This is a genomic window from Bacillus sp. JST-5, from assembly GCF_057747715.1.
Window position 1 is genome coordinate 1 of sequence record NZ_JBYLHW010000015.1, and the last position, 14,916, is coordinate 14,916.

A 14,916-nucleotide genomic window follows, 5' to 3' on the forward strand; every position below is an offset into this window, starting at 1 on the left:
TATTTTTTTATCACTTTTTGTAAATCCATCTCTGCCCTTGAGATGATAAGCATGACCACCACATTTAGTATAGAGCCATAAAAAAAGAAAGGGGAACAATACCCTTTCTTAACTAGAATAGATTGGATCATTTTTTCTTCGTTCTTCTAATTCTTCTTTTGTATATATGATGCGCATTGGATTTCCACCGACGAAACTTCCTTCAGGGACATCTTTATGTACGAGTGTCCCTGCAGATACAATCGCACCATTACCTATCGTCACACCAGGTAATATCGTTGTATTCGCTCCGATCATAACTTCATCACCGATGACGACTTCACCTAACCGATATTCTTTAATTAAATATTCATGGGCTAAAATCGTTGTGTTGTAACCAATCACCGTATTTTTCCCGACAGAAATTTTTTCCGGAAACATGACATCTACCATAACCATTAACGCAAAAGAAGTTTTTTCTCCAACCTTCATTCGTAATAGTTTTCGATACATCCAATTTTTCACGGATAAAAACGGAGTATAACGTGCGAGCTGAATCACAATAAAGTTCTTTACCACTTTTAAAAAAGGAACGGTTTTATATACATGCCATAGTGAGTTAGCACCTTCAACTTTATATCTTGTCGTTTTTCTCATCTTATTCAACTCCGACAATCTTTAGCAAATCCTTCATTTCTTTTAAAATAAAATCTGGTTCAAAGCTTGCTAAGTAGTCTGCGCCTTTAATAGACCATCCAACACCCGCAGTCAGTGTACCCGCATTTTTTCCAGCTAATATATCGTGATAATTGTCACCAATCATGATCGCTTCATCCGGTTTGGAATCAAGCTTATCTAACGCTTTAAATACCGGCTCAGGATTTGGTTTAGCATGCTTTACATGATCAAGAGCGATGATTACTGGAAAATATTGATCGAGCTTTGTCAAAGTTAAGCCTTTCATCACCGTATCTAACATTTTCGTTGTAACAATTCCAAGTTTAAATCCTTGTTCGGATAAAATCTTTATCGTTTCATGAACCCCTTTATACTCCGTTACTAATTCATCATGGAAACGAAGATTATGCTCACGATAACATTGAATCAATTCATCTACTTTATCCTTTGCGATTGATTCAAACGTTTCCCGCAATGTTGGTCCGATAAAAGGAAGAATATCATCACGTGTATATTCGTTTGGAAAATATTTGTTTAACGTATGTGTAAACGACGAAATAATAAGTTCGTTCGTATTAATTAATGTTCCGTCTAAGTCAAATAACAATGTTGTAATATTACGATTCATATGATGGTTCCTTCTTTCCTTGAGCATTGACTCGTTTCCATATATTTGCCACTACCAATGTCAGCAATATAGCCGTAAATAAGCGAATGAAGAATAGTGGTATAATCGGAATTCCTAAAGGTATAAAAATTAATGTATCTTCAATGATAGCGTGACAGGCAACGAGAAAAATAAACGCCACTGTCGCATCTTTTTTTCCTACACCATCTTCTTTTATCGATTGAATAAGGACACCTGCCCCGAATGCCAAACCGAATAAAAGACCTGCTGCTAAAGTAGTAGACGTATTTGCACTCATTCCTAGCATTCTTGTTACAGGAGCCATCCATTTAGAAAAGACATCTAACCATTTAATATCTCGTAAAATTTGAATCATGATCATTAATGGAATGACAATGATGGCAAGTTGAAAAACACCGATAGCTGCTTTCTCCAACCCTTCGAGCAAAATTTGCCATAAACCATTCGGCTCATCGACCGTCTTCGGTACTAGTCCATATTGGGCTAATTGACTTCCCCCATGCCAAACTAGATGAATCAATATGGCAGAAACAATCGCTAAACCAATCCTTACACTTAAAATCACCCAGAGCTTGACTCCTGCTTTAATCGCAACACTAGATTCAATTAATAAGTTATGGGAAAACGAAAGCATAACGGCAATGATAAATACTTCTTTCACCGTTAAATCGAGCGTTAAAATCGCCCCAATGCCAGCATACAAATTCAGTAAGTTCCCTAAAACAATTGGGATAGCAGCATCCCCAGATAATCCTAGTAATCCCATAAACGGAGATACGATTTTAATCAACCATGGAAGCACCGGTGTAAATTGTAAGAAATATACGATTAACGTAACGGGAAAAATGATTTTCCCCAATGTCCATGTCGTTTTTAATCCACTAATTAACCCTTTTTGTAAAGATTGTTTGAACATGTCTTCTCTCCCTATTGGTTGTTATTACTTGAGTAGCGAGGTTCGTTTCTTTTCACTCTTCTCCAAATCCATAAGAAAATAGCTACAGCAATTAAAATTAATGACATGATTTGCGCTGTTCTTAACATTTCCCCAATCATAAGGCTATCTGTTCTCATTCCTTCAATAAAATAACGGCCAATGGAATACCAAATGACATACGATAAAAAGATTTCTCCGCGTTTTAAGTTCACTCTTCTTAACAATAGTAATAGGACAAATCCTATTAAATTCCAGATCGATTCATATAAAAAGGTTGGGTGATAATAAACACCGTCAATATACATTTGGTTAATAATAAAATCTGGAAGATATAGACTTTCTAAAAATTCTCTCGTTACTTCTCCACCGTGCGCCTCTTGATTAAAAAAGTTCCCCCAACGCCCAATCGCTTGAGCAAGAATAATACTTGGCGCAGCGATATCGGCTACCTTCCAAAACGATACGTTCTTTATTCTCGTATATACAATCGCAGTTAATGTTGCACCGATGAGCGCTCCATGAATAGCTAATCCACCTTCCCAGACCGCTATAATTTTTCCGGGACTTGCTCCATAATAATCCCATTGGAAAATAACATAATACAATCTAGCGCATATAATTGAAATCGGTATAGCCCAAATTAATAAGTCTGGTAATAAATCTTTATGTAATCCTCTTCTTTCACCTTCACGCATGGCAATCCAAAGCCCTATCGCTATCGCAGTGCCAATAATAATCCCATACCAATAAACCTGCAATGATCCAATTTTAAATGCGACCCGGTCGATTGGTTCAATTGATTGTAAGATCATATACATAACTCCTTACCATTCATTTACTGTACTACCATTTTAACATGAAAAATAATTTCAAATTCATTTATTCTTGTTCCGATTCTTCAATCACTTCTGACAATTTCATTGTGAATTGTTCCGCTGCATTAACTCCCATACGTTTCAACCGATAGTTCATAGCCGCAACCTCGATAATGACAGCTAAGTTTCTACCTGGTCTAACAGGAATGGTTAACCGTGGAATATACGTGTCAATAATTTTTATTTTTTCTTCCTCTAATCCTAGTCGATCGTATTGTTTGTTCTGATCCCATAATTCTAAATGAATACATAAAGTAATTCGTTTATAGGAACGAATCGCTCCTGCACCAAACAATGTCATGACGTTTATTATGCCTAGCCCACGAATCTCCAGCAAGTGTTCGATTAGTTCCGGTGCGCTACCAATGAGCGTATCTTGATCTTCTTGCCGAATTTCTACACAATCATCGGCAACAAGGCGATGTCCACGTTTAACTAACTCTAATGCTGTTTCACTTTTTCCGACACCGCTTTTTCCGGTAATTAATACTCCGACACCGTAAATATCAACAAGAACGCCATGGATGGCAGTTGTTGGGGCCAATTTCCCTTCTAAATAATTTGTTAAATGACTAGACAAACGAGTCGTTTTCATACTTGAACGCATGACCGGCACCGACTGTTTTTCTGCGGCATCGATTAATTCTTGAGGTACTTCAAGATTTCTAGTTACTATGATTCCCGGGGTAATATCTGTACATAATCGCTCCATTCGATCTTTTTTTACATGTACCGGTAATTGCTCAAAAAAAGAAATCTCGGTTTTTCCTAATAATTGAATACGATCGGAAGGATAGTATTCAAAGTATCCAGCGATTTCCAAACCCGGTCGATGAAGATCACTTGTGATAATGGAACGGTTAATTCCATCTTCTCCAACTATAAGTTCCAGTTGAAACTTTTCAATGATGTCTTTCGTTTTCACCTTTGCCAAGGAAGGTTCCCCCTTTATTGGTCCATATTGGCTTACGTTATCCTTCATTTTACCATGATTATTTGCAAATCGAAATGGATTGTCATCGAATCACTTAAGCATGAAATATTTATTTTTTTTATTTTAATGGCATAATAGGTGTTGAACATAAAATAGGAGTGTATGTCATGAAACTAATTATTGCAGAAGATTATTTAGACATGAGTCAAAAAGCAGCCAATATTTTCATCGAAAGAGTTCGTAAGCAGCCGTCAATTACTTTAGGACTAGCTACCGGCTCTACACCAAAAGGAGTTTACGAAATTCTCATTCACGATCATAAAAATAATGGAACCGACTACTCCCAAGTGAAAACGGTAAATTTAGATGAATATGTCGGTATTTCTATTGATGATCCAAATAGCTATCATCAATTTATGATGGACCAATTATTTCGATATATAAACATTGAAAAAGAAAATACATTTATTCCAAATGGAGAAGCCGAAGATTTACAAGAAGAATGTGAAAGATATGAACGTTTAATTCAATCATTAGGAGGAATTGATTTACAATTGCTTGGAATTGGAAATAACGGACATATTGGGTTTAATGAACCAAATACTCCTTTCCATAGCCGAACTCATATCGTTACTTTAGCAGAAAGTACTAGAATCGCGAATTCTCGCTTTTTCCATTCATTAGATGAAGTGCCTAAACAAGCAATCACGATGGGAATTGCGACCATTATGGAAGCAAAGGAAATTTTACTACTTGCATCAGGGAAAACAAAAGCCGATGCCATTTACAAACTTTTTAACGGTCCGGTAGACGAGAACTTCCCTGCTTCAATTTTACAAAAACATGCCAATGTTACAGTCATCGCCGATCAAGAGGCATGTTCATTATTAGAAAAAGAAGGAGTCCGCTAACCCCTTCACAACATCCAAAAAAGTAGTAGGCATCCGCTAGCTATTCTCAGAAAAAATCAAAGGAAAAAAACAGAAGTGGAGAAAACGATTTGTTATTCTCCACTTCTTTCTATGTATGGGACTTACCAGCCCATCCCTTTTACCTTTTTTTCATTGGTTCAAAAACCGCTTTTTGGATAATGATATTCGCTAAAGATAACAAGATCGCGATGATAAATGCTAATCCAAACCCATCTATTTCAAAGGCATCTCCCATTATTTTATCCGTCAATACTAATGTAATCGCATTAATCACAAATAAAAATAATCCCAATGTTAACAGCGTAACCGGTAATGTAAGAATTATTAAAATCGGACGTACTAAAATGTTTAAAATTGAAAGGACAAAACTTGCTCCGATTGCTGCTTGAACGCTTGATAAATAAAATCCTTCAAAAAACCCGCTAATTGCCATAAATAAAACAGCATTGATTAAAATTCCAATCAACCATTTCATGATTCGATCATCCTCACCAATTATTTTTCAACGGTTCCACTAAAATTGAACCTGTTTTCGACTCAACCAATAAAAGTAACGAATGTTGTTTTTGTGTGAACGATTGAAAGCTAATTTTCTTTTGAGCAAAGTCTTTTTTATCTTCAGTCAAATAAATTCCATCAAAGTTAATGTCAATATTTCCCAAATTCGTCTTTAATTCTCCACTCGGTTCAACGTTTTCATTTAATAAAATTTGAACCGAACTGGTAACCGTTTTGGCACAAATTTTTTCAACGGTATCATTTTGAGCCGTACAAAATATTTTTCCACTCATTGTTTTTAAGTCTAGCTCTTGGAACTCCCCCTCTGTTCGAATCGTCCCGTTTACTGTTTCTGCCTCTAAACTTTTAATTTCACTTTGTATTAAAGAAATCCGTCCGTTTCCGGTCTCAAATTCTCCATTCCTTCCTTTTAAATCACGCCCCTCGATATGACCGTTTATTGTTTTCACTTCCCATTCTTCTGCTGTTAATTTCTCGCATTTTATATGTCCATGAAATAATTTTGCTTTGATTTTTTCATATTGTGCGGATGGGATATATATAACAACATCTGTTTTAATTAACTTTTGCTTGGAACTAAACGATAATATACCATTTTCAATTTGAAATGAAATTCCTTCAAAAAACTTCCTTTTTGCTTCTTCCTTATCTTTTTCACTATAAACTTTCCCCATACATTCGACTCTAGTATCGGCTTGATCCCAAGAATAAATCGTTAATGAACCATGGGTGATATCGACATTTATTTCGTTAATATCCGGCATCTTTTCATAAAACACATGGTTAACATCTACGGAATGGTGAAAATCAAATTCGATTTCTTTCATTTTTTCAATTGCTTTGTTGATAAAATTGAAAAAATTTGTTTTGGTCGATGACGTATGGTTTGATTCATTAGAATCGGCTTTCGCTTCATCATATAAAATTAATTGCTGGATGGATTCTTTCTTCTTTTCAGCATCTTCTAATGTTTCTAACAAACTTAACGCTTCATCGATCGATATTTTCCCATCTTTAACCATTTGTAAAATTCGTTTTTTATCTTGTTCCAACCCCATCATCCTCACATTTCAAATCAGTTTTTATATTTTTATGATTTCTACATAATAAAAATGAGAGAAGGTAATTCCTCTCTCATTTTATCATACTATTTTATGGTTACAGCCTCTTCATTCTCTTGAATCCATGTTTTCATTCTTTCATGATCACGTTCTATGATTTTCTTTAAATATTTTCCGGTATGGGATGTTGGGTGATTCGCCACTTCTTCTGGTGTTCCTGTTGCAACAATCGTTCCACCATTATCTCCACCTTCTGGACCTAAGTCTATAATATAATCGGCTGTTTTAATAACATCAAGATTATGTTCAATGACGACAACGGTATCTCCGTTTTCTACAAGTCTTTGTAGGACGATTAATAATCTTGCAATGTCATCAACATGTAATCCAGTTGTAGGTTCATCTAAAATATATAAACTTCTTCCTGTGGAGCGACGATGTAATTCGGATGCTAGTTTCACACGTTGTGCTTCTCCACCAGATAAAGTTGTTGCTGGTTGACCGAGTTTCATATACCCGAGTCCAACATCATAGAGTGTTTGAATTTTCCGTTGAATTTTCGGGATGTTTTCGAAAAATTCCAGAGCATCTTCAACAGTCATATCTAAAACTTCGGATATATTTTTTCCTTTATATTTAACTTCCAATGTTTCACGGTTATAGCGTTTTCCATGGCAAACTTCGCACGGAACATAAACGTCTGGTAAGAAGTGCATTTCAATTTTAATAATCCCATCTCCACGACAAGCCTCACAACGTCCGCCTTTAACGTTAAAACTGAATCGTCCTTTTTTATATCCACGAACTTTCGATTCATTCGTTGCGGCGAATACATCACGAATATCATCGAATACTCCTGTATACGTAGCTGGGTTGGATCTTGGTGTTCGGCCGATTGGTGATTGGTCGATATCAATGACTTTATCTAAATGTTCAATCCCTTTCAATTCTTTATGTTGTCCAGGCTTAACTTTAGCGTTGTTCAGCTTTTGAGCTAATGCTTTATATAATATTTCATTTACAAGTGTACTTTTTCCGGAGCCGGAAACGCCGGTTACAGCTGTAAATGTCCCAAGAGGAATTTTAATATTAACATTTTTTAAGTTATTTTCCCTTGCACCTTTTATTTCTAAAAAGCGGTCTCCTTTATTTCGTTTTAATGGAAGAGGAATGAATTTTTTCCCCGATAAATATTGTCCCGTCAATGATTTTTCGTTTGCCATCACTTCTTCAGGTGTTCCAGATGCGACTACTTCTCCTCCGCGAACACCTGCTCCCGGTCCAATATCAATTAAATAATCGGCCGCAAGCATCGTGTCTTCATCATGTTCCACGACAATTAATGTATTTCCAATGTCACGCATATTTTTTAACGTATCTATTAAACGATCATTGTCTCGCTGATGAAGTCCGATCGACGGTTCGTCTAAAATATAGAGAACACCTGTTAAACGTGAGCCTATTTGTGTGGCAAGGCGGATACGTTGTGCTTCTCCCCCAGATAACGTACCGGCAGCACGGCTTAATGTTAAATATTCAAGTCCAACATTTAACAAAAATCCAAGTCGTTCTTTAATTTCTTTAAATATTAATTTAGATATCGCTAAGTCTTTTTCTGATAACGTTAACTGATTGAAAAATTCTAACGCTTCACGAATAGATAGCTCAGTAACTTCGCTTATATGCTTTCCGCCAATTTTCACCGCTAATGCTTCTTCTTTAAGACGGTAGCCTTTACATTTCGGACAGGCTTGTTGAGCCATATATTTTTCCATTTGTTCTCGAATATAATCAGATGTTGTTTCTTTAAATCTTCGTTCTACGTTAGGAATCACCCCTTCAAATTCAACATATCCTTCACGTATTTGCCCAAAATCATTTTCATATTTGAAATAAATTTTTTCTCCATCTGATCCGTATAACACTTTGTCTAATAAGTGTTTTGGGATTTCTTTTACAGGAATATCCATATCGATTCCATAATGTTGGCAAACCGCTGCAAGTAAAGATGGATAGTATTGAGAACTGTTTGGCTCCCACGGGGCAATAGCATGTTCTTTTAATGATAAGTCCCAATTTGGAATGACTAAATCAAGATCTACTTCTAATTTTGTTCCAAGTCCATCACATTCAGGGCATGCACCATATGGGCTATTAAACGAAAACATTCTCGGTTCTAATTCCCCAATGGAGAATCCACAGATTGGACATGCATGATTTTCACTAAACAACAGTTCTTCCTCGCCAATAACATCGATAATGACGCGCCCGCCGCCAATTTTTAATGCGGTTTCTAACGAGTCGGCAAGTCGAGCTGAAATTCCCTCTTTTATTACAATACGGTCTACAATAACTTCAATGGAATGTTTTTTATTTTTATCTAATTCAATTTCATCATTAATATCATACATTTCTCCGTCTACACGAATACGAACAAACCCTTGCTTTTTAATTTCTTCCATTGTTTTTACATGGGTTCCTTTTCGGCCGGATACAACAGGAGCTAATATTTGCATTTTTGTTCTTTCCGGATATTGTTCAAGGCGGTCAATCATTTGCTCAATGGTTTGTGAAGTAATTTCAATCCCATGATTCGGACAAATTGGTTTCCCGATTCGTGCAAATAATAAACGTAAATAATCATATATTTCCGTAACGGTTCCTACAGTTGATCGGGGGTTTCTGCTTGTTGTTTTTTGGTCAATAGAGATGGCAGGTGAAAGACCATCAATGGAATCAACATCCGGTTTATCCATTTGTCCTAAAAATTGTCGAGCATAAGCGGACAAAGACTCTACATAACGTCTTTGTCCTTCTGCATAAATCGTGTCAAATGCTAATGAAGATTTTCCTGAACCAGATAGTCCGGTGACGACGACTAACTGATCTCTAGGGATTTTTACATCAATGTTTTTTAAATTATGAGTTCTTGCTCCTTTAACTACAATTTCTTTCATCACCATACATCTGTCATCCTTCCGCTTTTAACTCTAAAATGAGATCACGCAGCTCTGCCGCTCTTTCAAACTGCAAGTTTTTCGCAGCTTCCTTCATTTCTTTTTCCAAGTTGGCTATTAATTTTTCTCTTTCTTTTTTGTTGAGTTTTCCTCCTGGTTTCACTACATAAGATTCTTCTTCCTCTGCTGCATACGTTGCACGAATGACATCTCGAATTTCTTTTTGAATTGTTTTCGGTGTAATTCCATGTTTAAGGTTATATTCTTCTTGAATCTTTCTTCTTCTTCTCGTTTCCTTAATCGCTACTTCCATTGAATGTGTCACTTTATCTGCATACATAATGACTTTTCCGTTCGCATTACGTGCTGCACGTCCAATCGTTTGAATTAAAGAACGTTCAGAACGTAAAAATCCTTCTTTATCTGCGTCTAAGATTGCCACCAATGATACTTCTGGAATGTCCAAACCTTCTCTTAATAAGTTAATTCCGACTAACACATCAAATTTTCCTAGTCGTAAATCTCGTATAATTTCAATTCGTTCTAATGTTTTTACTTCAGAGTGTAGATATTGAACATTAATTCCAATTTCTTTTAAATAGTCGGTTAAATCTTCTGCCATTTTTTTCGTTAACGTCGTCACAAGCACACGCTCGTTTTTCTTGATTCGGTCTTGAATTTCGCCAATTAAATCATCAATCTGTCCTTCAATTGGGCGCACTTCCACGGTAGGATCCAATAGACCAGTTGGACGGATAATTTGCTCAACCATTTCCGGACAATGTTCTAACTCATAAGGTCCTGGGGTAGCTGATACATAGATGATTTGATTGATATGCTTCTCAAATTCTTCAAAGGTAAGTGGACGGTTATCTAAAGCAGATGGTAATCGGAATCCGTGATCCACTAATACTTGTTTTCTTGCTCTGTCCCCATTGTACATTCCTCGAATTTGCGGCAATGTAACATGGGATTCATCAATGACAATTAAGAAATCATCCGGGAAATAATCAAGTAATGTGTATGGTGTAGAGCCCGGTGGACGTAAAGTTAGATGTCTTGAATAGTTTTCAATTCCGGAGCAAAATCCCATTTCTTTCATCATTTCTAAATCATAACGTGTCCGTTGCTCAAGACGTTGCGCTTCGAGAAGCTTATTTTGAGATCGTAATTCTTCTAATCGTTCTTCTAACTCTTTTTCAATACTTTCAATCGCTAATTTCATTTTTTCTTCTCTTGTGACGAAGTGAGATGCTGGGAAAATCGCAACGTGCTCTCTGTCGCCGATTATCTCACCAGTCAAAGCATCTACTTCACGAATGCGGTCAATTTCATCACCGAAAAATTCAACACGAATACAATGTTCATCTTTAGAGGCAGGGAATATTTCTACAACATCCCCTCGTACGCGAAAGGTTCCGCGCTGAAAATCGATATCATTTCTTGAATATTGGATATCTACTAATTTATGTAATAATTTATTTCGTTCAATTTCCATGCCTACACGTAATGAAACGACCATTTCTCGATATTCTTCTGGAGAACCTAAACCATAAATGCAAGAGACACTGGCGATAATAATAACATCCTTCCGTTCAAATAAAGATGATGTGGCGGAATGTCGCAATTTATCAATTTCATCGTTGATACTTGCATCTTTTTCGATATATGTGTCTGTTTGTGGAACATATGCTTCCGGTTGATAATAGTCGTAATAACTGACAAAGTATTCAACCGCGTTATTAGGGAAAAATTCTTTGAACTCACTATAAAGTTGTCCTGCTAATGTTTTGTTATGCGCAATGACTAATGTCGGTTTATTGACTTCTTGAATGACATTTGAGATCGTAAACGTTTTTCCTGTTCCAGTTGCCCCTAATAACGTTTGATGTTTTTTTCCATTCTTGATTCCTTCCACTAATTTTTTAATCGCATCTGGTTGGTCTCCTTGAGGTTTGTATTTAGAGACAAGTTCAAATTTATGGTCCACCTTTATCGCCACCTCTCCATTCGTACAGTCTAAACAATATTTATATTTTATCACATATAGTGGATAAAAACTACAAAAAAGCGAACAAACATTCGTTTTTCTTCTTCTCTATCTTTCACTATTGCCAATTTGGATGGAATATAGTTATTTTTTTGGAATATTGGTTGTCACTAATATTAAATTTTTTGTAAAAAAAATTATTTTATATGGATTCCCATTTCGGGCGAACGCTTTCCGCGGGCACGGCCTCAACTAATTTTTGTCAGCTTATACCTCCAAAAATGGATTTTCGGCTCGTGCTTTTCCCGCAGGAGTCGTCGCCCTACATTTCAACCATACAGTTTTTGTTTACAAAACTAATTCCTAACTTTCAAACCAATATTTTTATGAAAATGTTGCAAAAAAAAATTAAGTGAGAGGCGACCAATTGATTGCTGTGACTACCAATTTGACAAAATAAAAAACTAGCATTGCTGCTAGTTTTTTGTTCTTGGTAATATTAAAATTTCTACCCTTCTATTTTTTTGTCTACCTTTTTCGGTATCGTTACTTGCAATTGGAGCATGTTCACCATATCCTTTTGCACTAAACCAAGCGGAATCGAGTTTCTCGTTTTCTAATAAAATTTTTAAAAAGTTCACTGCTCTCATAACACTCAATTCCCAGTTAGAAGCAAATTGTGCTGTATGTATTGGAACGTTATCCGTATGCCCGCTAATAACTATATTTCTTGGAGGTTCGATAACTAGCAATTCACTAATTTCTCTTGCGGTTTCCATATACTCTTCACGTACGGTCGCGCTTCCTGATTCAAATAAAATACTATCTTTAATTCTTACTAGCAATCCTTCATCCGTTAACGATGTTTGAAGATCATTGGATAATCCTCTTTCGTTAATAAAATGATTAATTTTTCCTTGAATCATTTTAAGTTCTTCCGTATCCAATCTTTTTTCAATTGCATCTTTAGCTTTCTTTTTCTCTTCTATAGGGCTGATTTGATCTTCCGGCATTGGGTTTTGGTATTCTAACAATCCCGTACCGCTTGTAAACATTCCGCTGAACACTTTTGATAACTGTTCAAACCTTTTAGAATCTATTTCACTCATGGAAAATAATACGATGAATAGTGCTAATAATAGCGTTAAAATATCGGCGTATGGAATTAACCATGACTCATTAATATGGTTTTGTTCATCTTTTCTCTTTCTCTTTTTGGTCATCATTATTCCCGACCTTTTTCAAAAAATTTTTTCCGTTCATTTGTTGGAAGATAGGAAGCTAATTTTTGCTCAATAACATTTGGGACTTCCCCTTCCAAAATGGATAAAATTCCTTCAATCATAATCATTTTCAAACGAGCTTCTTGTTTTGATTTCCTTTTTAGCTTATTGGCAAATGGATGCCAAAGAACATAACCAGTAAAGATCCCTAACAATGTCGCTACGAAAGCCGAACTAATTGCTAATCCTAATGCAGATGTATCTTCCATATTTCCAAGAGCAGCAATTAATCCAACAACCGCCCCTAATACCCCTAATGTCGGAGCATAGGTTCCTGCTTGAGTAAAAATGGATGCCAACGACTCATGTCTTTCTTCCATCGCTTCCACTTCTTCATAGAGAACATCTCTTATATACTCCGCGCTTTTTCCATCAATGACTAACATTAATCCATTTTTTAAAAAAGGATCTTCAATTTCTTCCACTTTTGATTCTAGGACAAGAATTCCTTCTCTTCTTGCGATTTGAGACCAATCTGAAAACATTTTTATAAGTTTTACAGGATCTTCTTGCTTTTTATCTTTAAAAATAATGCCAAATAACTTTGGAATTTTTTTTATATCGCTCGTTGGAAATGCAATAAGAACTGATGCAATTGTACCTAAAACAATGATTAAAATGGCAGCTGGATTAATTAAAGCAGATAAACTAATTCCTTTCAAAACCATACCAATACCAACTGCAATAATTCCAATCAATAAACCTATAAATGATGTTTTATCCATAGTCTTCACCTATCTTATTCTAAAGTCAAATCCATTATCGTTACTTTTTATTTCGACAAAATTAGAAAAATATTTAGTGTTTATATTGTTTTTGTCACGAAATCATGTTCTATGAAAATGATTAATAAGTTTAGATGTAGAAATAAAAAACTGTACGACCATTGGACGTACAGTTCGAAGTTATTTTTTGTATTTTTTTGTCATTTTGCTTGCATACCAAAAGCCTACCGTTAATGAAAATGCATCGATAATAATTAATGGCCAAGAATGTGTGTATCCTTTATATGCAGATGCTGCTATTAAAGCACTTGTTAAAATGAGTGCAACATATCGATTATATGTAACTCTTGTAAATAAAATAACTAATAGCCCTGGAAAAATTAATCCAGCAATAAGTTTTCCTATCAATGATGGCACCTCGCACTTCCCATCTATGCTAACAACATCATACCACTGTCATTGCGAGAAGGAAATAGATGTTACATTTCTTTCACAATTCCAAAAAACTCTTCAAATGTCCAGTCATTTTCATAAATAATTTTTGCAATTTCTTTCCCTACGTAACGGAAGTGCCATGGTTCGTAACTATATTGAGTGATCGATTCTTTTCCCTTTGGATATCGGAGAATAAACCCATATTTATGGGCGTTTTTCTTTAACCAAATGCCTTCTTTTGTCTTTTCAAAAGATTCATCTGTATCAAAATTGACGCTTTCTGCTGTTATGTCCATTGTAAGTCCAGTTTGGTGCTCACTAGTACCTGGTTTAGCAACGACTAAAATTGCTTTTTCATAGCCTTCTAGATTGATTTGACGGTTAAAAATTAATTGTTGTGTCTGATAAGAGCGATATCCTGATAAAGCATATAAATGGATATTTTGTGCTTTTGCATCATCAAACATTTTCTTTAATGCATCTGCCGCTTCTTTTCTCAGAAAATTTTCTTCCGCTGATTCGTATGCAACCGGTACTTTGACTTTCACTAAGTCTTTCGGCTTGTAATCCGAAGGAAGTGAAAATTCTTTATTCACTAAAACTAAAGGATTTTCAGGATTTTGTATGACTTTCTCTTTTCCAACCGTTTTCAATTGATTGAAATACTGTTTGAATAAAAACCATTCTCCATTAACCTTTTTGATCATTTTCCCTTCAAATTCTACTTGGTCGATTGGGTCTTTTTGTAAGTCATCTGAATGTTGACCTTCTTCGTGAAGTTGAGAAGGATGATCCGCTGACTTTTTTTCACCGTTACAACCGGCAAGAATTAAACCGAATACCATGAATAATGCAAATGTTTGCCATTTCATCTAATCATCCTAACTGATACTTTTTTGCAACTATTTTATTTTAATAAACTATTGGAAGAAAATACAGACGAAAAAAATTAGTAATATATG

Annotated in this window: 14 protein-coding genes; 1 reads left to right on the forward strand and 13 read right to left on the reverse strand. The window is 35.5% G+C overall.

Going from position 1 to position 14,916, the window contains the following annotated elements:
* Positions 1-108 precede the first annotated feature (108 nt).
* From AC3ASS_RS05105 to hprK, 5 genes are all read right to left on the reverse strand, one after another.
* Positions 109-636, reverse strand: coding sequence for an acyltransferase (locus tag AC3ASS_RS05105; RefSeq protein WP_488282437.1), 528 nt, complete (start codon positions 634-636; stop codon positions 109-111).
* Between the two features lies 1 nt (position 637).
* The gene (gene ppaX, locus AC3ASS_RS05110) at positions 638-1,285 is read right to left on the reverse strand and encodes a pyrophosphatase PpaX (RefSeq protein ID WP_488282438.1); all 648 of its coding nucleotides are present in this window, start codon (positions 1,283-1,285) and stop codon (positions 638-640) included.
* Complete coding sequence (locus AC3ASS_RS05115; protein ID WP_488282439.1) at positions 1,275-2,222, reverse strand: nucleoside recognition domain-containing protein; 948 nt, start codon at positions 2,220-2,222, stop codon at positions 1,275-1,277. Before AC3ASS_RS05115 ends, ppaX begins: the two co-directional genes overlap by 11 nt.
* A gap of 11 nt (positions 2,223-2,233) precedes the next feature.
* Positions 2,234-3,055 carry a prolipoprotein diacylglyceryl transferase gene (gene lgt / locus AC3ASS_RS05120; protein WP_488282440.1) on the reverse strand — a complete coding sequence of 274 codons (822 nt, stop codon included), beginning with the start codon at positions 3,053-3,055 and terminating at the stop codon, positions 2,234-2,236.
* A 67-nt stretch (positions 3,056-3,122) separates the two neighbouring features.
* Positions 3,123-4,052: an HPr(Ser) kinase/phosphatase gene (gene hprK / locus AC3ASS_RS05125; RefSeq protein WP_488282441.1), complete on the reverse strand. Its 930-nt coding sequence runs from the start codon at positions 4,050-4,052 to the stop codon at positions 3,123-3,125.
* 167 nt (positions 4,053-4,219) lie between these two features.
* Between hprK and nagB the strand changes: the two genes are divergently transcribed.
* The gene (gene nagB / locus AC3ASS_RS05130) at positions 4,220-4,963 is read left to right on the forward strand and encodes a glucosamine-6-phosphate deaminase (RefSeq protein ID WP_488282442.1); all 744 of its coding nucleotides are present in this window, start codon (positions 4,220-4,222) and stop codon (positions 4,961-4,963) included.
* A gap of 139 nt (positions 4,964-5,102) precedes the next feature.
* Here the strand turns inward: nagB and AC3ASS_RS05135 are convergent, their stop codons facing one another.
* The 8 genes from AC3ASS_RS05135 to AC3ASS_RS05170 form a co-directional block, all read right to left on the reverse strand.
* Entirely contained in the window at positions 5,103-5,459 is a 357-nt protein-coding gene (locus AC3ASS_RS05135) for a phage holin family protein (protein WP_488282443.1), read from the reverse strand.
* A 13-nt stretch (positions 5,460-5,472) separates the two neighbouring features.
* Positions 5,473-6,555: a DUF4097 family beta strand repeat-containing protein gene (locus tag AC3ASS_RS05140; RefSeq protein WP_488282444.1), complete on the reverse strand. Its 1,083-nt coding sequence runs from the start codon at positions 6,553-6,555 to the stop codon at positions 5,473-5,475.
* Positions 6,556-6,650: 95 nt separating this feature from the next.
* Positions 6,651-9,527: an excinuclease ABC subunit UvrA gene (gene uvrA, locus AC3ASS_RS05145; RefSeq protein ID WP_488282445.1), complete on the reverse strand. Its 2,877-nt coding sequence runs from the start codon at positions 9,525-9,527 to the stop codon at positions 6,651-6,653.
* Positions 9,528-9,534: 7 nt separating this feature from the next.
* A complete protein-coding gene (gene uvrB, locus AC3ASS_RS05150) occupies positions 9,535-11,511 on the reverse strand; it encodes an excinuclease ABC subunit UvrB (RefSeq protein ID WP_488282446.1) in 1,977 nt (658 codons plus the stop codon).
* A 476-nt stretch (positions 11,512-11,987) separates the two neighbouring features.
* Positions 11,988-12,734, reverse strand: a complete 747-nt coding sequence (gene motB, locus AC3ASS_RS05155) for a flagellar motor protein MotB (protein ID WP_488282447.1) — start codon at positions 12,732-12,734, stop codon at positions 11,988-11,990.
* A gap of 2 nt (positions 12,735-12,736) precedes the next feature.
* Positions 12,737-13,519 carry a flagellar motor stator protein MotA gene (gene motA, locus AC3ASS_RS05160; protein ID WP_488282448.1) on the reverse strand — a complete coding sequence of 261 codons (783 nt, stop codon included), beginning with the start codon at positions 13,517-13,519 and terminating at the stop codon, positions 12,737-12,739.
* 180 nt (positions 13,520-13,699) lie between these two features.
* Positions 13,700-13,927 (reverse strand): CsbA family protein, encoded by a 228-nt coding sequence (locus AC3ASS_RS05165; RefSeq protein WP_488282474.1) that lies wholly within the window; start codon positions 13,925-13,927, stop codon positions 13,700-13,702.
* Between the two features lie 71 nt (positions 13,928-13,998).
* Positions 13,999-14,826, reverse strand: a complete 828-nt coding sequence (locus tag AC3ASS_RS05170; protein WP_488282449.1) for a M15 family metallopeptidase — start codon at positions 14,824-14,826, stop codon at positions 13,999-14,001.
* Positions 14,827-14,916 lie beyond the last annotated feature (90 nt).

Coding starts and splice junctions, on each gene's coding strand:
- uvrA (WP_488282445.1), bottom strand. CDS start 9,527: ATGGTGATGAAAGAAATTGTAGTTAAAGGAGCAAGAACTCATAATTTA.
- AC3ASS_RS05105 (WP_488282437.1), bottom strand. CDS start 636: ATGAGAAAAACGACAAGATATAAAGTTGAAGGTGCTAACTCACTATGG.
- motA (WP_488282448.1), bottom strand. CDS start 13,519: ATGGATAAAACATCATTTATAGGTTTATTGATTGGAATTATTGCAGTT.
- nagB (WP_488282442.1), top strand. CDS start 4,220: ATGAAACTAATTATTGCAGAAGATTATTTAGACATGAGTCAAAAAGCA.
- AC3ASS_RS05135 (WP_488282443.1), bottom strand. CDS start 5,459: ATGAAATGGTTGATTGGAATTTTAATCAATGCTGTTTTATTTATGGCA.
- ppaX (WP_488282438.1), bottom strand. CDS start 1,285: ATGAATCGTAATATTACAACATTGTTATTTGACTTAGACGGAACATTA.
- AC3ASS_RS05170 (WP_488282449.1), bottom strand. CDS start 14,826: ATGAAATGGCAAACATTTGCATTATTCATGGTATTCGGTTTAATTCTT.
- AC3ASS_RS05115 (WP_488282439.1), bottom strand. CDS start 2,222: ATGTTCAAACAATCTTTACAAAAAGGGTTAATTAGTGGATTAAAAACG.
- motB (WP_488282447.1), bottom strand. CDS start 12,734: ATGACCAAAAAGAGAAAGAGAAAAGATGAACAAAACCATATTAATGAG.
- lgt (WP_488282440.1), bottom strand. CDS start 3,055: ATGATCTTACAATCAATTGAACCAATCGACCGGGTCGCATTTAAAATT.